Source organism: Photobacterium rosenbergii, from assembly GCF_033022775.1.
Classification (GTDB): Bacteria; Pseudomonadota; Gammaproteobacteria; order Enterobacterales; family Vibrionaceae; genus Photobacterium; species Photobacterium rosenbergii_A.
This window is the reverse complement of sequence record NZ_JAWJZI010000003.1, coordinates 491,753-510,850: the sequence shown is the minus strand read 5'-3', so window position 1 is coordinate 510,850 and position 19,098 is coordinate 491,753. Positions and strand designations below refer to the sequence as shown.

The following is a 19,098-nucleotide window of genomic DNA, read 5'->3' as shown; positions in this document are numbered from 1 at the left end:
GTTCAGGTGAAATAAGTATTTGTTATCAAATGCTATCCTAATTCAAATTGATGGCAAAGCACTTTAGTGTGAGGGGGAGCCCCTCACACTGTTGAGGGGAGGTCGGGTACAGGTGCAGTTCCACATGCGGGGAGATGAAGGGTCAAACCAGCTGTTTTCTTTTCTTGGCCGACTTCTGGCTTTCTAGAATGTCCTGGAAGGCCTTCAGCAGATCAATGGCCGACAGCATCCCGACCAACTGGCCTGTTTTGTCCAATACGGGCGCCGCGCCAACATGGAAATCCAATACTGTGCTGATAGCTTTTGTCAGTGTGTCGTAGGTGCGGACGTGGACAATATCCCGGATCATCACATCGCTGATGTGCCACTCATCCGTCAGGTGGTATTCATGGCCGATTTCAGGTGATTCATCGACCCAGCCTGGACGGCGGAGCTCTCTGTCACTCACTATCCCGACTAGCTCTCCTTCATCATTGACAACGGGGAGGTGACGAATATTTTCATCGCGCATCAAAAAGAAGGCTTCTCTTAGACCGGTTTCAGGGGAGGTAGTGATGACTTTGCGTGTCATGTATTCCGAGACTTTTGTTGGCATTGCATCTTCCTTTTATCAAAGTTGATGGATGTTGCCTGATTTACCGTAGCGAATATTGCGCGGTTGATCTGCGAGCCACCCCCAGTTTTAACGCAACAATTTATTCGTATGTAAACAATTTTGTAACTTGTTGCGTAGCTACTAATAGCTCTGTTAAGGTGGCGGCTCACAAAATGAATAAGGATTAATTGTGGATTCAGTAACACAAGCGGCATTGGGGGCAGTAGTTGCCGGTGCAGTCGCTGGCAGGAAGTGTTCCCCGAAGATTTTGTTGGCAGGTGCGGCTCTGGGCACGCTGCCGGATCTTGATGTGCTCATTAGCTATGGTGACCCTGTCTCGGACATGGTTAAGCACCGTGGCTTCAGCCACTCGTTGTTTGTGCTTTTGCCGTTTTCTTTTCTATTGAGCGGGTTGTGGCAAAAATGGCGGCCAACCCGTTTCAGCTTCAGTCAGCTTTGGCTGCTGGTTGCGGCTTGTCTGGTGACCCACCCGCTGCTTGACGCGATGACCGCGTATGGCACCCAGCTGTTTTGGCCGATCAATATCCCGATAGCGGTGCCAAGCTTGTTCATTATCGACCCACTTTACACTATCCCGTTGTTGCTCGTCATTTTGGCCAGCCTACTGTGGCGTGATCGTATCGCGAAGCTCTGCCGTGCCGGTCTGACGGTTTCAATGCTATATATCGCCTGGTCGGTAAGTGCGATGAATGTCATCGATAACAGGGTCGAGCAGCAGCTCGTGGGCACTCCGCTTGCCGGACAGCCAGTCTTTATTACTCCGACACCATTTAACACCGTGCTATGGCGAGTGTTAGTAAAAGGTGAAGACAATTATTACGAAGGCTTATCCTCGGTACTGGACGGCGATACCGAGATAGACTTTCTGCAAAAGCCTTTGGGCGTTTGGCCTAAAGAGCTGGCTTCTGACCACCAAAAAATGCTTGAGCACTTCACTGGTGGCTTTATCAAGTATGAGCTGCGCCAGTCAAACTTGGTAGCGTCAGATTTACGGCTGGGGATGGGGGAGCAGTTAGCTTTCCAGTTCGCATTGGCGGAAAAGGATGGCGAGTGGACAAGCATTGATCCTGTGAAGGTTGAAAGCCCAAGGGGCAGACTGGCTCAAATTCCAAACCTGTGGCTGCGATTACTCGGTAACCAAGATATTGATGCCAACTTATGCCACGTGTCTGAATGCCCGAAGCCTGACGTACCGCTGGCGAGCCGATAAGTATGTAGCATGTTGGTTAATATCAGGTTTGTCACTAGTACAATTTGTGTAGCTACTTCTCGCTTAGCGTACGGCGTTTATACGCTGTTATTCACACTTCAATTCACCTGCAGAAAATAACTTGTAGAAATTGATAAGTATCAATTAGCTGCAAGCTCCAGACTGCCACTATGCTCCCAATTTCAATTGACTGCCTCTTATGGGGTAAACGTTTCGATATAGGGAGATAGCGAATATGCTGTACTTGGAGTTTTTATTTCTCCTCTTGGTACTCTACGCCGGTAGCCGCTTTGGCGGTATCGGCTTGGGTGTAGTATCCGGTCTTGGTTTGCTGATTGAGGTCTTTATCTTCAGGATGCCACCGACCTCACCGCCAATTACGGTGATGCTGATTATTTTGGCCGTGGTTACTTGTGCGTCTATTCTGGAGGCTGCTGGTGGCCTTAAGTACATGCTCCAGGTGGCTGAGCGCATTTTGCGTAGCAACCCTAAGCGTGTGACTTTCCTTGGCCCGTTGGTTACCTACACCATGACGTTTATGTTGGGGACCGGTCATGCCGTATACTCCATCATGCCGATTATTGGTGATGTGGCGCTAAAGAACGGTATTCGCCCGGAACGCCCGATGGCTGCTTCTTCTGTTGCCTCCCAATTGGCCATCACGGCGAGCCCTATTTCGGCGGCGGTTGTATACTATCTTGCCCAGTTATCTGGTGTGCAGGAGAGTATTCACCTGCTGACTATCCTGATGGTTACCGTGCCATCGACTTTGCTCGGTACCTTCCTGCTATCACTGTATAGTTTGCGCCGTGGAGCGGATTTGTCTGAAGATCTCGAGTACCAGCGTCGCCTGCGCGATCCGCTATGGAAAGATAAAATTCTTCATACTACGGCGACATCACTGGACGAAAAACTACCTGAGTCAGCCAAACATGCAGTGCTGCTATTCATCCTTGCTTTGGTATCCATTGTTGTGGTTGCGATGGTGCCTGAAATTCGTACCATTGGCGACAGTGCCAAGGCGATCCCGATGTCGGTGATTATCCAGATGATGATGCTGGCATTTGGTGGTCTGATTTTGCTGGTGACTCGCACTAATGTGCAGAAAGTCCCTGAAGGAGTCGTGTTCAAATCGGGTATGGTGGCGGCCATTGCTATTTTTGGTATTGCCTGGATGAGTGATACCTACTTCCAGTATGCAATGCCTTCATTTAAAACGGGCATTACTGAGATGGTTCAGGATTACCCATGGACCTTTGCTCTAGCGCTGTTTATTGTCTCTGTGGTGGTTAACAGCCAGGCGGCAACAGCACGAATGATGTTGCCGGTCGGTATGGCAATGGGTTTGAACCCGGCACTATTGATTGGTTTGATGCCTGCCACGTATGGTTACTTCTTCATTCCGAACTACCCATCGGATATCGCGACATGTAACTTTGACGTCACCGGCACGACAAAAATTGGTAAATGGTACTTCAACCATAGTTTCATGGTACCGGGTTTGATTGGGGTGGTTTCAGCCTGTGCGTTTGGTTACACGATTGCGCAATTGATAGTTTAAAAAATAATAATACCCAAGTTACCTCAAGGTGCGGGATTGAGAGGGTTGTCAGCGCATTTAATGCAATGCGTTAATTTTAAACTCAAGCCAGTGATTACGGTCACTGGCTTTTTTATGTATATTGAAATGCACTGAGTAATTAAAGTTATGTAAATCGCGACAAAAAATAGTCAACCAAGCAATTAATTGAGTATATAATTGATTAAAAAGTATCTTATTTCGTTAGGGTTTGGTGGTTTGTTATTAACCGCTATTGTGATGGTTGAGTGTATCTAGGAAATTGGTGAGGTAGAAATTAATAGTTTAAAACGGGTTTTGACGGTGACAGACTTCGAGTCGCTTCGTGCAAAAATGCATAACAAAGTCGTTAAAAAAGCTGAGGCTTACTACAAGAACAAGCTGGGCAAATCCAAGAAGTCTCAATCGCACCAAGAGTAGAATCATCTTTGAAAGAAGGGGGGAGTGAATATTCACTCCCCTTTTACTTTTAGTCGTGCGAATTACGATAGCCGGGTTCTTCGGCATCTTCGTAAGGCCAATAATGGTGGCCGAGGCGGATGAGCAAGGTTGCCGCGGCCAAAATGAAGGCGGCAACCGATAGCCAGACAATATAGGCACCATCGAGCTCTTTCATGCCAAGAGTGATGTATCGTGCTATCGCCATTATTGCGATGTAAATCGGATACCGAACAGGAATCTTGCCGTTGGTGACGAACTGCTGAACCATGGCCAGCACTTCAAGATAAATAAACATCAGCAAGATATCTGTCAGCGCGATCTGGCGGTTGGTATAGATCACAATGAACTCATTGATCATGGCAGCCAAGGTGGCCAAGGTGATACCAACTAGCAAGATAGCTTCGAGAATATGGAACAGTTTGAGGAATATCTCACTGAATTTTTTTGGTAAATGTGAAGGCATTTGTGTCCCTTGTAAGACTTGTAATGGGTCTAGAAAATAGACCTGTTATGAGCCAAATATTGGCTTTTTCTTGCTAAGGGTCAAGTGAAAAATGTGACAAAGGTCGAGATGAAAAAGTAGCCACCATCAAGTAATAAGTGGCTACTTTCAACAAGCTTATCAGTTACCAGTCCACACCTTTACGGGCTTTTACACCACTTTCGAAGGCATGTTTCACATTACGGACTTCCGAAACTGTATCTGCTAAATCAATGAGTTCCCTGTGGGCTCCACGGCCAGTGACGATAACAGACTGTGATGCAGGGCGGTTATTAATGGCTTCGATGACCTCAGTGAGTTCAATATAGCCGTAGGACACCATATAGGTCAGTTCGTCGAGAAGAATGACATCATAGCGATCACTTCCCAACATTTTTTTACACTCCGCCCAGGTAGCTTGGGCTGCGGCTGTATCCGCTTCTTTATTTTGGGTTTCCCAAGTAAACCCGGTTGCCATGACGGCAAAATCAACATCGTGTTGTTCGAGCAGAGCACGCTCGCCGCAGTCCCAGGTGCCTTTGATGAACTGGCCGACGCCGCATTTCTGGCCATGCCCGACAGCACGGGCGATGGTGCCAAACCCCGACGTGGATTTACCCTTGCCATTACCGGTAATGATCAGGAATAGACCCTTTTCTTCTTGCGCAGAGGCGACTTTGGCATCTATTTCTGCTTTGACTTTTTGCTGACGGGCTTTGTAACGGCTGTCTTTCTGGGTTTGCTCTACCATGATGATCCTTATTATTGTTGGGCTACTATTGCCAATATGATCAGATAACCTGTAATTTCAGCAAGTTGCTGACATGCGCCAAGGCAATCTCCAGTATAGCCCCCTAGTTGCCGGGTAAACCAGCGACCACAGGCATAGCGAACCAGTAGCAGGGCGATGGTGAGCGTGAGTGCCATTGGCAGTGGCAAAAACAGTAATATAAAGAAACTGGTGATAATTAAAACCCACAAATCTTGTTGGCTTTGCTCATTGGCTAGCGGCTTGACCTTGCTTTGTTCATCGAGGCGAACATAGGGGTAGCTGAAGATAAGGCTAGCAGCAATAGCACGGCTTAGGCCATGGAGGCAAAACAGTGCCAGGGCGGTGAAAGCGGGTGATACCTCGGCTAAGGCTGTCAGGCTTGCCCATTTCATCGCAAGGACAATAAACAGCGCTGCAGCACCATAGGTACCGAGCCGGGAGTCTTTCATGATTTCCAGTTTTTGCTCTGGCTGCCAGCCACCGCCAAACCCATCGAACACATCGGCTAATCCATCTTCATGGAATGCCCCGGTCAGCAGCAGGCTTGCAGCCATGGCAAAGATAACGGCAACAGAGGCGGGCAATAAAAGGTGCGCCAGCCAGAAACTGCCCGCGCTTATCAGGCCGACTACCAGCCCCACCAAGGCGAAATAGCGATTGGCCTTGTTTAGCAGCTCCGGGGAGTAGGGGGTATCTGCTGGAATGGGGATACGGGTAAAGAAGGCGAGTGCGATCAGGAAAATTTGCCCTTGTTGCTTTAACGCCGGAAGAGGGAGCGACATGGTTAGCGGCCTTGCTGAAATAACGAAGACTCATACGTTACTTCAACCTTTGTCAAGATACCAGTAACGATGAGAGGGCCGTAATCAAGGCAACAAACAGTTGACCGTTTTACCCAAGACATAGTCCATTTTATCCGGTTGAGCGCTTATACTGCGAAGAACAACGAGCAAAACTAACAGTGATCAGATGTGGTTAAGGAGTGACAATGACACAGCGGATTTTGGTGGTATGTATGGGCAATATCTGTCGTTCACCGACGGCGGAGGCCGTGCTTCGAGCGAAGATTGCAGAGCGAGGTTTAGATATCGAGGTGGATTCAGCCGGCACAATAGGTTATCACCAAGGTGAGCAACCAGATCACCGTGCGCGTGCTGCTGGTGAAGCACGGGGATACAGCTTCGAGGGGATCCGTGCCAGACAGGTGGTCGAAGGTGATTTCGAAGTGTTTGACCTGGTTTTGGCTGCCGATAACGATAACTTGCGCGATTTGAAACGTAGCTGCCCAACCCACTTGCATCGTAAACTTGCGCTTTTTCTTGAATACGGCCGCCCGGATGTCGAAGAAATTCCGGACCCTTACTATGGTGGCCAGCGCGGCTTTAACTATGTTCTTGATTTGGTCGAAGAAGCGTCTGACGCTTTGCTCGATAGGCTATAATGTTTTGAAACAGCAATAAAAAACGCCCGCATTCATCAATGCGGGCGTTGTTTGTATTTAAATCACCAAGGTGATTAACCCAGTGTATCGGTCGCAACCTTGTAGGTTGGGTCTTCCATCAGGTTCACTTCCACCAGGTTCCCCGCTTTTTTCAGCAGCGAGCGACACTCAGGGCTTAGGTGGCGGATATGCAGCGTCTTGCCTTGGTTGGCGTAGCGTTCGGCAATGGTATCAATGGCTTCGATGGCTGAGTGGTCTGCAACACGTGACTTGGCAAAATCAATGATCACATCGGCTGGATCATTCTTGGCATCGAACAGCTCTAGGAAGTTAGAGACTGAACCGAAGAATAGCGGTCCGTCTAGTGCGTATACCTTAGAGCCATTGTCATCGACATAGCTTGATGCGTAGATGTGCTTGGCGTGTTTCCAGGCAAATACGAGTGCTGAGTAAATCACACCAACGATAACAGCCAAAGCCAGGTCAAACGCAACGGTAACGCCGGTTACCAGAATAATGGCGAAGAAGTCGTGCTTAGGCACTTTGCGCGCCATCTTAAAGCTCGCCCATTCAAAGGTGCCGATAACAACCATGAACATCACACCAACCAGCGCAGCCAGAGGGATGATTTCGATCAGCGAAGAACCGAACAGGATAAACAGCAGCAGACCTACTGCGCCTGTGATGCCTGACAGACGTCCACGGCCACCAGAGTTGATGTTAATCATTGACTGGCCGATCATCGCACAGCCACCCATCGCGCCGAATACGGAACACGTCACGTTCGCCAGGCCCTGGCCAACACATTCGCGGTTGCCTTGACCGCGGGTGCCTGTCATCTCATCAATCACAGTCAGGGTCAGCAGCGACTCAATCAGGCCAACCGCTGCCAGAATCAAAGAATATGGCAGGATAATGCGCAGGGTTTCCATGTTGAAACCCACTTCTGGGATAGCGAATGTTGGCAGTGAGCCTGCCAGGGTAGCGTTAGCATCGCCACTCATTGAACGTACAAAATCAATGACTGTGCGGGTATCAAGACCTAGGCCGTGAACCAGTACGGTTACCGTGATAATCGCTACCAGTGAAGAAGGGACTGCTTTGGTTAGCTTTGGCAGGAAGTGGATAATGAACATGGTCAGGGCAACCAAGCCAAGCATGATATAAAGCTGAGAGCCTTGCATCCACTGCAGGGTACCGGAGGCATCTGGCACCTTAAACTGGCCCAGCTGGGCCAGGAAGATCACGATAGCCAGACCGTTAACGAAACCAATCATTACCGGGTGCGGTACCATGCGGATGAATTTACCGAGTTTGAATACACCGGCTAGTATTTGCAGAACACCGGCCAGCATAATGGCGGCAAAAAGGTACTGAATACCGTGTTCTGCGACTAGGCTGACCATAACAACTGCCATTGCACCGGTAGCACCAGAGATCATACCCGGACGACCGCCCAGTACAGCTGTCACCAAGCCAACGATGAAGGCTGCGTACAGGCCAACCATCGGGTCAACACCCGCCACGAAGGCAAATGCTACTGCTTCAGGTACAAGGGCAAGGGCAACAGTGAGCCCCGAAAGAACGTCATTCTTGACGGATTGTCGTGAAAATTGTGGGAATTCAAACATGCTTATAGGTTTTGTTCTGACTCTGGTGATTGACTGGAGTAGCCTTGCTTTTGAGGCTACAAAGCCGCGGATCCTACAGAAATCTGTGATTCAGTTCAACTTTCAAGCTGAATTATTCATCGTGCTTGTTACTTAGTGTAAGAAAGTTTGATGTCAGTAATGTTATTAGTAAAAAGTTGCAGTGGTTGCAAAGAAAGGTACCCGTTGAGGGCTAAAGAGCAGTTAAAAAAAAGCCATGCAATTATGCATGGCTTTTCTATCAGGTTGCAAGCGTTAGCTTACTCGGCTTTTGGCATCGTTGATTGGGCACCCGATGCCGCATGGCTGGTGGCTGTTTGGCTACCTGCCTGGCGGGCCGCGAAGCGTGCTTCACGCAGTGGTGCAACAGCAACAACCGTTGACTCAGCTGCTTCAGCAGGAGCCGGTGCTGCAGCCATTGCCGCTGTTGCATGCTGGCCGCGCGGAGACGTGGCACAAATCTGTGCTGGCGCCGTTTCTGCGCTCGCAACAGTCGCTTCAGGTGCTTTCGCTGCTTCTACTGGTGCTTCAGGGCTAACATCTGCTACGGGCTCTTCCGCTGGCTGTTGGGCATGCATACCCAGCATTGCCGCTTGTGCTGCAGCGATAGCTGCCGCTACGTCTGATTCTGCTTCTGCCTTAGGTTTTTCAGAAACAGTCTCTTGTGCAACAGTTGCTTCAGTTACTGCAGGTGCTTCTACGGCTTGCTCTTCAACTACCGGAGCTTCAACAACTGCCTCTTCAACAGCGGTTTCTTTAGCCTTAGCTTCTTCAACAACAGGCGCGTCAACAACTTCAGAACGAAGTGGGAACGCTTTACCCATCGCTAGCTCAGGCATAGCGACACCACCAAGGGCTGGGGCTGATTTCTCAGCAGCAGGTTCTTCAACCTGTGCGGATGCCTCAATAGCGGCCACTGCTGGCTTACCAGCTGCCGGCCATACTTTACCCATTGCCATTTCAGGCGAAGCAACACCGCTCTTCAGGCGGACTGTTGGCTTGCGTTTCTCAACGATAGAAACCACATTCTCGATATCGTTTAAGGTATCGGTGACTTCTTCAACCGCATGACCGACAGCGTCAGTTACCATTTTCTCCATGTCTTCGCCTTTCTCAGGACGAGTGTCACGGATACGGCGGCGGCGCTGGCCACTTGCACGTAGGTGGCGAGGGGAGCGACGGTTACGGCGCTGGCCTTCTTGCTCACCGTTCTTCTCTTCAGAAGATTCACCAACCGCTTTCGCTTCTTGAGCCATAGCAGTGCCAATTTCTTGGAGCTCAGACTTGGCAACTGGCGTTTCAGCGACTTCAGGCTTCGCGGTTTCAACCGCTTTCACTTCAGCGTCATCAGTAATACGTACTTTCTTACGCATTTCGCGACGCTGGCGACGCTGTTTTACCTTGACGGTTTTTTCTTGCTCTTGACGCTGCTCTTCAACAACCGGCTTATCTGCTTTGGTTTTCTGCTCCTGATCGCGCTCGCGACGAGGTTTCTGGGCCTGGGCATCATCACGGTCACGACGCTGGCGTTTCTGATCTTTGTCTTTACGCTGCTGCTGGGTTGGCTTCTCGGCGCCTTGCTCCTGCTTGTCTTTCGCTTTTTCGTTGCGACGACGTGCTTGGCGCTGTTCACGCTGTTCAGCTACCTGCTGCTTCTTGTTGCTATCCGCTTCCTGGCGGTCTGTACGATCCTGACGACCACGGCGGTTGTCTTTGCCACCACGACGGTTGTCTTGTTGGCGCTCACCGCGACGGCCTTCCTGACGCTCACCACGACGGCTGTCTTGGCTGCGGCGGTTGTCCTTACGGTCACGCTGGTTGCGTTTATTCGCCTCTTTCTTCTCTTTTGGTTGCTCTTCCTGCTCAGGGCCTGAGAAGAAGCTTGCAATCGCAGTGAAGATACGGCTGAAGAAACCAGGTTTCTCTTCGCTTGCTTTAGCCGCCGGCTCAGCTTTCTTGGCTGGTTGTGGCTTGGCTTTCGGCGTTGAAGGTGCTTGGGTTGGTGCACTGAAGCCCTGAAGAACTGGTTCTTCACGCTTCTTCGTTACACGCTCTTGCGGAGCGGCTTCTGCAGATTCAGCTTCACGCAGTGCTTCCAACGTGCTTGGCAGGTTGTAAGACAGCGTATCGTGCTCATCACCAGAACGTACACGAACCACCTCGAAGTGAGGGGTTTCCATGTTGGCGTTCGGGACGATGATCACGCGTACATTGTGAGATTTCTCAATGTACTGCACCGAGCGACGCTTTTCGTTGAGCAGGTATGACGCAATTGCCACTGGCACAATAGCCAGTACCTGCGAGGTGTTGTCTTTCAGTGCTTCTTCTTCGATCAGGCGAAGAATTGAAAGCGATAGTGACTCGCTGTCACGGATCACACCAGTACCGCTACAGCGAGGACATACATGGTGGCTGGCTTCAGCAAGAGACGGGCTCAGACGCTGGCGTGACATTTCCAATAGACCGAAGCGAGAAATACGGCCGATCTGAACGCGTGCACGGTCCATACGTACTGCTTCACGCAGACGGTTTTCTACTTCACGTTGGTGGCGTACCGGAGTCATATCGATGAAGTCGATAACAACCAGACCACCAAGGTCACGTAGGCGAAGCTGGCGAGCAATTTCGTCTGCCGCTTCGAGGTTAGTTTGAAGCGCGGTTTCCTCGATATCGCCACCCTTGGTTGCACGGGCAGAGTTGATATCGATTGAGGTCAGGGCTTCAGTCGGGTCGATAACAATCGAACCACCAGATGGCAGGCGAACTTCACGCTGGAAGGCGGATTCGATCTGGTTTTCAATCTGGTAGTGGTTGAACAGCGGCGTTTCGCTGTTTTCGTATAGTTTCACTCGAGACAGGAAGTCTGGACGAACCTGCTGGATGTGATCGCGGGCACGGTCAAAGATTTTCTTGCTGTCGATAACAATCTCACCGATATCACGGCGTAGGTAGTCACGAATAGCGCGGGCAATAACGTTACTTTCCTGATGGATCAGGAAAGGCGCAGGAGCCGAGTCAGCAGCGTCTTTAACACGTTCCCAGTGGTTAAGTAGGTAGTTCAGATCGTATTCCAGATCTTCAGCTGATTTACCAACACCGGCAGTACGTACAATCAGGCCCATGCCCTGAGGCAATTCAAGCGTGCTTAGAGCCGCTTTCAGCTGGGTACGTTCTTCACCCTCGATACGGCGAGAAATACCGCCAGCGCGTGGGTTGTTTGGCATCAGTACCAGGTAGCTACCTGCAAGAGAGATAAAGGTGGTAAGGGCGGCGCCTTTGTTGCCTCGCTCTTCTTTGTCAACCTGAACGATAACTTCCTGACCTTCTTTCAGCACTTCCTTGATATTAGGGCGGCCTTGGTAAGAGTAGTCTGCAGGGAAGTAATCGCGGGCGATTTCTTTAAGAGGGAGGAAACCGTGGCGTTCAGCACCGTAGTCAACGAACGCTGCTTCCAGACTTGGTTCGATACGTGTGATGCGTCCTTTGTAGATATTTGCTTTTTTAGATTCGTGGCCAGGGCTCTCGATATCAAGATCGAACAGCTTCTGCCCATCAACTAATGCGACGCGCAACTCTTCCTTCTGAGTTGCGTTAATCAACATTCTTTTCATTATATTGTACTCGTTTTTTTCATGTGCTAGTGCACGTTAGCAACGTGTCTTTATTGGTGGTGCCGGACCCCAAGTCTGATCTTAAATGCAACCTCACGGCTGGAATTCAGGGGTGCTATGTGGCAACACGTATCATCCAACTGTACCAAGATGTTTAGATCTGAAAATGTACAGCTGGCTCACCGATGGTGACGGCGGTATCTGTCACACCAATAAATAATTTGCCACTAAAGGGCACTAAAAAAACACTCCGAAGAAATAAACGTCTTACGCCACATGCTGCGTTTTTCATCAGAGCGGTATATATAGTCATCAGTCGGGTGTTATTCTGTTCACCCTGTTGGCAAAGTAGGCAAATTTTCCTACCTCTGCACGCCAATGATAGCAGGGTGACTTTTTTGCGGCAATCTGCTTTGCATGCATGTTAGAATGAAACCCATGAAAGATGATAAACCAAAAGTGCAGTTCATCGAAATATCTGATGACTTTGCAGGCCAGCGGATCGATAACTTTCTTCGCGCACGGCTAAAAAATGTACCAAAAAGTATGATTTACCGCATTTTGCGCAAAGGCGAAGTGCGAGTGAACAAAAAACGTATAAAACCAGAATACAAACTGCAGGACGGTGATCTTGTTCGGGTTCCTCCGGTAAAGGTACCGGAAAAAGAAGACCAAGCACCGATCAGCACCAAGCTGGATAAAGTCGCTGAGCTTGAAGCGTGCATCATTTATGAAGATGACCACATGCTGATCCTCAACAAACCGTCCGGTACCGCCGTGCATGGTGGCAGCGGTCTGAAGTTCGGTGCCATTGAAGCATTGCGGGCATTACGTCCGGACGCGCGCTTTCTTGAACTGGTACACCGTATCGACCGTGATACTTCCGGCATCCTGCTGGTAGCGAAGAAGCGTTCTGCGCTGCGCAAGCTACAGGAGCAGTTCCGAAACAAAACGGTACAGAAGTACTACTTTGCCTTGGTGATGGGTGAGTGGAAGGCCAGCTGCAAGAAAGTGACGGCGCCATTGCTGAAAAATGAGGTCAACAGCATTGTGCGGGTCAACCCGAACGGCAAACCGTCAGATACCCGTTTCAAGGTACTGGAGCGACTAGAGCAAGCAACTCTTGTTCAGGCGAGCCCGGTAACAGGCCGTACCCACCAGATCCGTGTGCACTGCCAATATACCGGCCACCCGATTGCTTGGGATGACCGTTATGGTGATCCGCGCTTTGACGCTTTTACTAAAAAGGTAGGGTTGGACCGTTTGTTCCTGCATGCAGCGAACATCAAGTTTACCCACCCGGGTAATGACGAGCTGATGGATATCAGTGCGCCGATGGAAAACAAGCTTAAGCGGGCGGTGGAGAAACTGCGCCGCAAGGCGTAATGCATGCCTATTGCTCTTTTAGACAATAAACGGCAGCTCAGGCTGCCGTTTTTTGTTGTCGTTTGGAAACGCTGGTAATCAGGTTGCTATAAAACACTGACACCTTGTTTGGCTAGCATTTCTCTAAGGGCAATGAGCGGTAAACCGACCAAGGTGTTTGGGTCGCGCCCTTCCAGTTTGTCGAACAGCGCAATACCTAATCCTTCGCTCTTGAAGCTGCCTGCGCAATTGAGCGGTTGCTCGCGTTCGACATAATTGCGGATTTCTTTTTCGGCCAGCTGACGGAAGTGGACATGGAAAGGCTCGCAAATGACTTCGCTAGTTCCTGTTTGGGCGTTGTGTAGGCATAGCCCTGTATAAAAAGTGATAGTTTTGCCGCTGGCTGCTTTTAGCTGTTTGCAGGCATTTTCAACTGTGTGGGGCTTGCCAATGATTTGGCCATCAATCTCACAAACCTGATCGGAGCCTATAATAAGGTGCGCTTTGTGCTCACTGGCACAGGCCCTTGCTTTTGCTTCGGCGAGTCGGGTCACTAACTGCTCGGCTTGCTCTCCTGGCAAAGGGGTCTCATCGGCATCAGGTTTGGCCGTAGTAAAAGGCAGGCCAAGTTTTTGCAGAAGAGATTGGCGAAAAGGGGAGGTTGAAGCCAAAAGTAATGGTTGGTGCATGACGATTACCGGGTTATTGCTAGGTTGTGTTAGTCTACGCATCTTGCTTTGTGAAGGCTACGTTATAATGGTAAGTAAAGTGGGCGTGCTGGTTGGGTTTTCACCAGTTTTTGTGTGTTATTTGAACTGATGGATGCTGCTGTACAAGTTATTGGTGGATAGGCAGATAACAGACAAAATGGTGGAAGTGGCAGTGCTGGAGCGCTTGTATCTGGCATCGAGCATACGAATTGGCTAAATGCTGTTAATTCGCGCACATTTCCTTTGACTCAAACTGATTACAAGGCTAATATTCGCGCCCTATGCAAAAGGTAAAATTGCCGCTTACGGTTGATCCGGTTCGCGCTGCTCAAAAAAAACTCGACTATGATGGCATCATCAAAGCCGAATTACTTGAGCGATTGGCCGAGTCAACGCAGAGCGTAACACGTGATGCAAACGTCACCTTGTCATTTGACTTGGACCAGCGTCGAATCGCATTTATGCGCGGTAGCGCAGATATCGAAGTGATGCTGACCTGTCAGCGATGTCAGGAAGGGTTCAAACACGAATATCGTGTTGAGTTCTGTTACAGTCCGCTTCTCAACCCAGAGAAAGCAGATGATTTACCGGAAGCTTATGAGCCGGCTGATGTCGACGAAAATGGTGAGATCAACCTGATTCAAATCGTCGAAGACGAATTGATTCTGGAATTACCTCAAGTCGCTATGCATGAGGAAGCTGACTGCAAAGCCAGCGGAAACATGACTTTTGGTGAGATCCCCGTTGCTGATGAGCGTCCGAATCCGTTTGCAGTATTGAAAAATCTAAGTAAGTAATTTAACAGGAGTAGGGTTAATGGCCGTACAAAAGAGCAAAAAATCACGTTCAGCACGTGGTATGCGTCGTTCTCACGATGCACTAACAACTGCAGCTGTATCTGTAGATTCTGCAAGTGGTGAAACTCACCTACGTCACCACGTAACTGCTGACGGTTTCTACCGTGGCCGTAAGGTTATCAACAAGTAAGGTTGAGCCTTGAGTGGTCTAACCGTTGCACTTGATGCAATGGGCGGGGATTTCGGTCCTCAAGCAACAGTGCCTGCCTCCGTGCAGGCACTGTTGCAATTCCCAGAGCTCAAAGTCATATTATTTGGTGATCAAAGTGCGATCACTGCCCAACTATCCCTCCTGAATCAAACGAATCACCCTCGTCTTCGCATTGTTCACTGCGATCATGTAATAGCAAACGATACCCGTCCGTCTCAGGCATTGCGCCGAAGCCAAGGCTCGTCAATGCGTGCTGCGCTGGAAGCGGTTTCTGAAGGCTCGGCTGATGCCTGTGTGAGCGCAGGAAACACCGGTGCCTTGATGGCATTGTCTCGTTATATCCTCAAGCAGTTACCCGGGGTGGATCGCCCCGCGTTGGTCTCTGCTATTCCGACTCAGAACGAGACCAAGACCTGGCTGCTAGACTTAGGGGCTAATGTCTCTTGTGATGCCGACACCTTGTTCCAGTTTGCGGTAATGGGATCGGTATTGGCTGAGCAGGGACATACTGTTCCTCCACGGGTTGCGCTGCTAAACATTGGCGAAGAAGAAATCAAAGGTAACGATCTCGTCAAGCGCTGTGCTGAAATGCTGGCAGAATCACCGGATATCAATTACATCGGTTATCTTGAAGGAGATCAGTTATACAGTGGCAAGGCCGATGTTATTGTCTGTGATGGTTTTGTCGGCAATGTCAGCCTGAAAACCAGCGAAGGGGTGGCGAACCTGTTTATCGGTGCGATCAAACGTGCTATTTACGGTAATCCGTTTAAGCGATTGGTCGCTAGATGGCTGTTTAGTGACCTATTTAATAGCTTGAAACAGTTGAACCCCGACCAGTATAACGGTGCGAGTCTGTTAGGATTGCGCGGTATTGTGGTGAAAAGCCACGGAAGTGCTGATACAACCGCCTTTACTAATGCGATTGGTGAAGCGGTACACGAGGTCAAACGGCAAATACCGACAAAAATCAGTGACCGTTTGGAAGAAGTCTTACTCGAGAGGCATTATTAGTCTTCATGTATAGCAAAATTTTAGGTACTGGCAGCTATCTGCCGGAGCAAGTACGTTCTAATGCCGACTTAGAACAAATGGTTGAAACCAGTGATGAGTGGATTGTCGCTCGTACCGGTATCCGAGAGCGTCGCATTGCCGCTGAAGACGAAACTGTCGCGGTAATGGGGTATCAGGCTTCATTGAATGCCATTGAGATGGCAGGCATTGAGAAAGATGATATCGATCTGATTATCGTCGCGACCACCAGCGCGAGCCACGCGTTTCCAGCAGCGGCTTGCCAGGTTCAGGGCATGCTGGATATCAAAGGCTGCCCGGCGTTTGATATTGCCGCAGCGTGTTCTGGTTTCGTCTATGCATTGAGTGTTGCCGATCAACATATCAAAACTGGTATGGCGAAAAATGTGCTGGTGATAGGCGCTGATGCACTGTCGCATCGCTGTGATCCAAACGATCGCTCGACGATCATTTTGTTTGGGGACGGTGCAGGTGCTGTCGTTATTGGAGCAAGTGAAGAGCCGGGTATCATTTCGACCCACCTTCACGCTGATGGCCACTTTGGTGGGCTATTAAGCCTAGGCGTGCCTGAGCATGGTCAAGACTTCAGTGATGACAAGTGGCTGTACATGGCCGGTAACGAAGTATTCAAGGTTGCAGTAACCCAGCTTTCTAATCTGGTGAAAGATACCCTGGCTGCCAATAACATGGACAAGTCAGAGCTTGATTGGCTGGTGCCGCACCAGGCGAACCTGCGAATTATCAAGGCGACAGCGAAGAAGTTGTCGATGTCGATGGATCAGGTTGTTGTCACACTGGACCGTCACGGCAACACCTCGGCTGCGACCGTGCCGACGGCGCTTGACGAAGCAGTACGTGATGGTCGTATCCAGCGTGGCCAGACCTTGTTGCTTGAAGCCTTCGGTGGTGGTTTCACCTGGGGCTCTGCATTGGTGAAGTTCTAAGCACCTTCTTTATATTTAGTTAGGGTGGGGTAGGATTGCCTCCTCGCCCGATTTAGCAAAACTGAGTGTTCAGTTACATAGATTAAGGATTCTCGAATGTCTAAGTTCGCGATTGTATTTCCAGGTCAAGGTTCTCAAACCGTAGGTATGCTGGCAGATTTGGCCGAGCAGTACGATGTCGTTAAGCAAACTTTTGCTGAAGCTTCTGAAGTCTTGGGTTATGACCTGTGGGCTCTAGTACAAAACGGCCCAGCTGAAGACCTAAACCAAACTCACCGCACTCAGCCTGCGCTTTTGACATCCTCTGTTGCGATCTGGCGTGTATGGCAAGAAATTGGTGGTGCTCAGCCGGAAGTTGTTGCTGGTCACAGCTTAGGTGAATACTCGGCACTGGTATGTGCGGGTGTGATTGATTTCAAAGATGCCGTTAAGCTGGTTGAGCTACGTGGCCAACTTATGCAAGCGGCAGTGCCTGCAGGCGTTGGTGCAATGTCTGCCATCATTGGCCTGGACAACGACGCGATTGCTAAAGCGTGCACAGAAGCTGCACAAGACCAAGTATGTTCACCAGTAAACTTCAACTCACCTGGCCAGGTTGTTATCGCAGGTAACAAAGAAGCGGTTGAGCGTGCAAACGTACTGTGTAAAGAAGCCGGTGCCAAGCGTGCTATGCCACTTCCAGTATCTGTACCTTCTCACTGTGCACTGATGCAGCCAGCAGCTGACAAGCTAGCCGAAGCCCTAGAGAACATCACATTCTCTGCGCCAGCACTACCTGTGATCAACAACGCTGATGTAGCGACAGAGACAGATCCTGCTGCTATCAAGACTGCGCTAGTTAAGCAGTTGCACAGCCCGGTTCGCTGGACCGAGTCGGTTGAGCGTATGGCTGCCGAAGGCATTGAGTCTCTGCTTGAGTTCGGTCCTGGTAAAGTATTGACTGGCCTAACAAAACGTATTAATCGTTCACTGAGCGGCGCAGCGGTAAACGACACCGCCAGCCTTGACGCTGCTAAGTAACCAATTTCATCAAAGAGGATTAACAATGAGCCTGGAAGGAAAAATTGCGCTGGTAACAGGTGCGAGCCGTGGTATCGGTCGTGCGATTGCCGAGATTCTGGTTGAGCGTGGTGCAACTGTAATCGGTACAGCAACCTCTGAGAACGGCGCACAAGCGATCAGTGCTTATCTGGGTGACAACGGTAAAGGCCTTGCGCTGAATGTCACTTCACCAGAATCAATTGAAGCTGTGCTTAGGCAGATCAAAGATGAGTTCGGTGACGTTGACATTTTGGTTAACAATGCTGGTATTACCCGTGATAACCTACTGATGCGTATGAAAGACGACGAGTGGCAGGACATCATGGACACCAACCTGACCTCAATCTTCCGTCTGTCTAAAGCGGTACTGCGTGCCATGATGAAAAAGCGCCATGGCCGCATCATCAGCATCGGTTCGGTGGTGGGTACCATGGGTAACGCTGGTCAAACAAACTATGCAGCGGCGAAAGCGGGCCTGATCGGCTTTACCAAATCTATGGCACGTGAAGTGGCTTCTCGTGGCATTACGGTGAACGCTGTAGCACCGGGTTTCATTGAAACCGACATGACTAAAGCCCTAAATGACGAGCAGCGTGCTGCCACACTGGCTGGTGTACCAGCTGGTCGCCTGGGTGATCCGCGTGAAATTGCAGCAGCAGTGGCCTTCCTGGCCTCTGAAGATGCTGGTTATGTGACCGGCGAAACTTTGCACGTCAATGGCGGCATGTACATGATTTAATCAAAAAAGTTGCATAACTTGATGATGCAAGTCAAACTCAACTAGTTTTCACCGAAAATCGTGGTTTGACCAGCATCTTGAGTATTGCAACTTTTGCAGTATTGAATAAACTACAGCAAATCGCATTAGCGAATTCTTGTTTTAAGGAAATAGATTAATGAGCAACATCGAAGAACGCGTAAAAAAAATCATCGTTGAGCAACTAGGTGTAGACGAAGCTGAAGTTAAGAACGAAGCATCTTTCGTTGACGATCTAGGCGCTGACTCTCTAGACACTGTTGAGCTAGTAATGGCTCTTGAAGAAGAATTCGACACTGAGATTCCAGACGAAGAAGCTGAAAAAATTACTACAGTACAAGCTGCAATCGACTACGTTGTTGGCGCTTCTGAGTAATTAAAGAACTCCCTCCAGGCGGTCACCATGACCGCCTGATTTTCTTTTGAAACCCTGTTTTATCC

General features: G+C 49.7%; 18 protein-coding genes. 11 read left to right on the top strand and 7 right to left on the bottom strand.

Translation table 11 applies throughout. The features are described 5' to 3' along the window. Positions 1–142: 142 nt before the first annotated feature. A complete protein-coding gene (locus R2X38_RS10200; protein ID WP_317522111.1) occupies positions 143–595 on the bottom strand; it encodes a CBS domain-containing protein in 453 nt (150 codons plus the stop codon). A 190-nt stretch (positions 596–785) separates the two neighbouring features. On the opposite strand from R2X38_RS10200, the gene R2X38_RS10195 reads away from it, so the two are divergent. Together R2X38_RS10195 and R2X38_RS10190 are read left to right on the top strand one after the other, a co-directional pair. Then, on the top strand, positions 786–1,826 hold the full coding sequence (locus tag R2X38_RS10195) for a metal-dependent hydrolase (protein ID WP_317522110.1): 1,041 nt from the start codon (positions 786–788) through the stop codon (positions 1,824–1,826). Positions 1,827–2,061: 235 nt separating this feature from the next. Next, a complete protein-coding gene (locus R2X38_RS10190; RefSeq protein WP_317522109.1) occupies positions 2,062–3,387 on the top strand; it encodes an anaerobic C4-dicarboxylate transporter in 1,326 nt (441 codons plus the stop codon). Between the two features lie 487 nt (positions 3,388–3,874). On the opposite strand, the gene R2X38_RS10185 is transcribed toward R2X38_RS10190, so the two are convergent. The 3 genes from R2X38_RS10185 to R2X38_RS10175 form a co-directional block, all read right to left on the bottom strand. Then, a complete protein-coding gene (locus tag R2X38_RS10185) occupies positions 3,875–4,309 on the bottom strand; it encodes a phosphate-starvation-inducible protein PsiE (RefSeq protein WP_107301433.1) in 435 nt (144 codons plus the stop codon). Positions 4,310–4,472: 163 nt separating this feature from the next. Continuing rightward, positions 4,473–5,078: a cob(I)yrinic acid a,c-diamide adenosyltransferase gene (gene cobO, locus R2X38_RS10180; protein WP_317522108.1), complete on the bottom strand. Its 606-nt coding sequence runs from the start codon at positions 5,076–5,078 to the stop codon at positions 4,473–4,475. An 11-nt stretch (positions 5,079–5,089) separates the two neighbouring features. Beyond that, a complete protein-coding gene (locus tag R2X38_RS10175; RefSeq protein ID WP_317522107.1) occupies positions 5,090–5,881 on the bottom strand; it encodes an adenosylcobinamide-GDP ribazoletransferase in 792 nt (263 codons plus the stop codon). 206 nt (positions 5,882–6,087) lie between these two features. Between R2X38_RS10175 and R2X38_RS10170 the strand changes: the two genes are divergently transcribed. Beyond that, complete coding sequence (locus R2X38_RS10170; RefSeq protein WP_317522106.1) at positions 6,088–6,540, top strand: low molecular weight protein-tyrosine-phosphatase; 453 nt, start codon at positions 6,088–6,090, stop codon at positions 6,538–6,540. Between the two features lie 74 nt (positions 6,541–6,614). On the opposite strand, the gene R2X38_RS10165 is transcribed toward R2X38_RS10170, so the two are convergent. Beyond that, positions 6,615–8,171 carry a SulP family inorganic anion transporter gene (locus R2X38_RS10165; protein WP_317522105.1) on the bottom strand — a complete coding sequence of 519 codons (1,557 nt, stop codon included), beginning with the start codon at positions 8,169–8,171 and terminating at the stop codon, positions 6,615–6,617. 278 nt (positions 8,172–8,449) lie between these two features. Continuing rightward, positions 8,450–11,791, bottom strand: a complete 3,342-nt coding sequence (rne, locus tag R2X38_RS10160; protein ID WP_317522263.1) for a ribonuclease E — start codon at positions 11,789–11,791, stop codon at positions 8,450–8,452. A 447-nt stretch (positions 11,792–12,238) separates the two neighbouring features. Here rne and rluC point away from each other — a divergent pair, with 447 nt between their 5' ends. Then, entirely contained in the window at positions 12,239–13,186 is a 948-nt protein-coding gene (rluC, locus tag R2X38_RS10155) for a 23S rRNA pseudouridine(955/2504/2580) synthase RluC (protein WP_317522104.1), read from the top strand. 86 nt (positions 13,187–13,272) lie between these two features. Here rluC and R2X38_RS10150 read toward each other — a convergent pair whose 3' ends face one another. Then, a complete protein-coding gene (locus R2X38_RS10150; protein ID WP_317522103.1) occupies positions 13,273–13,854 on the bottom strand; it encodes a nucleoside triphosphate pyrophosphatase in 582 nt (193 codons plus the stop codon). 302 nt (positions 13,855–14,156) lie between these two features. Here R2X38_RS10150 and yceD point away from each other — a divergent pair, with 302 nt between their 5' ends. From yceD to acpP, 7 genes are all read left to right on the top strand, one after another. After that, positions 14,157–14,672, top strand: coding sequence for a 23S rRNA accumulation protein YceD (gene yceD / locus R2X38_RS10145; RefSeq protein WP_317522102.1), 516 nt, complete (start codon positions 14,157–14,159; stop codon positions 14,670–14,672). A 19-nt stretch (positions 14,673–14,691) separates the two neighbouring features. Then, positions 14,692–14,862, top strand: coding sequence for a 50S ribosomal protein L32 (gene rpmF / locus R2X38_RS10140; RefSeq protein ID WP_039468809.1), 171 nt, complete (start codon positions 14,692–14,694; stop codon positions 14,860–14,862). 9 nt (positions 14,863–14,871) lie between these two features. After that, positions 14,872–15,897 (top strand): phosphate acyltransferase PlsX, encoded by a 1,026-nt coding sequence (gene plsX, locus R2X38_RS10135; protein ID WP_317522101.1) that lies wholly within the window; start codon positions 14,872–14,874, stop codon positions 15,895–15,897. Positions 15,898–15,902: 5 nt separating this feature from the next. Continuing rightward, positions 15,903–16,859 carry a beta-ketoacyl-ACP synthase III gene (locus tag R2X38_RS10130; RefSeq protein WP_317522100.1) on the top strand — a complete coding sequence of 319 codons (957 nt, stop codon included), beginning with the start codon at positions 15,903–15,905 and terminating at the stop codon, positions 16,857–16,859. A 96-nt stretch (positions 16,860–16,955) separates the two neighbouring features. Next, positions 16,956–17,879 (top strand): ACP S-malonyltransferase, encoded by a 924-nt coding sequence (gene fabD / locus R2X38_RS10125; RefSeq protein WP_317522099.1) that lies wholly within the window; start codon positions 16,956–16,958, stop codon positions 17,877–17,879. Positions 17,880–17,904: 25 nt separating this feature from the next. Next, a complete protein-coding gene (fabG, locus tag R2X38_RS10120) occupies positions 17,905–18,639 on the top strand; it encodes a 3-oxoacyl-ACP reductase FabG (protein WP_317522098.1) in 735 nt (244 codons plus the stop codon). 157 nt (positions 18,640–18,796) lie between these two features. After that, entirely contained in the window at positions 18,797–19,033 is a 237-nt protein-coding gene (gene acpP / locus R2X38_RS10115; protein ID WP_007467184.1) for an acyl carrier protein, read from the top strand. The last annotated feature ends 65 nt before the right edge of the window (positions 19,034–19,098 follow it).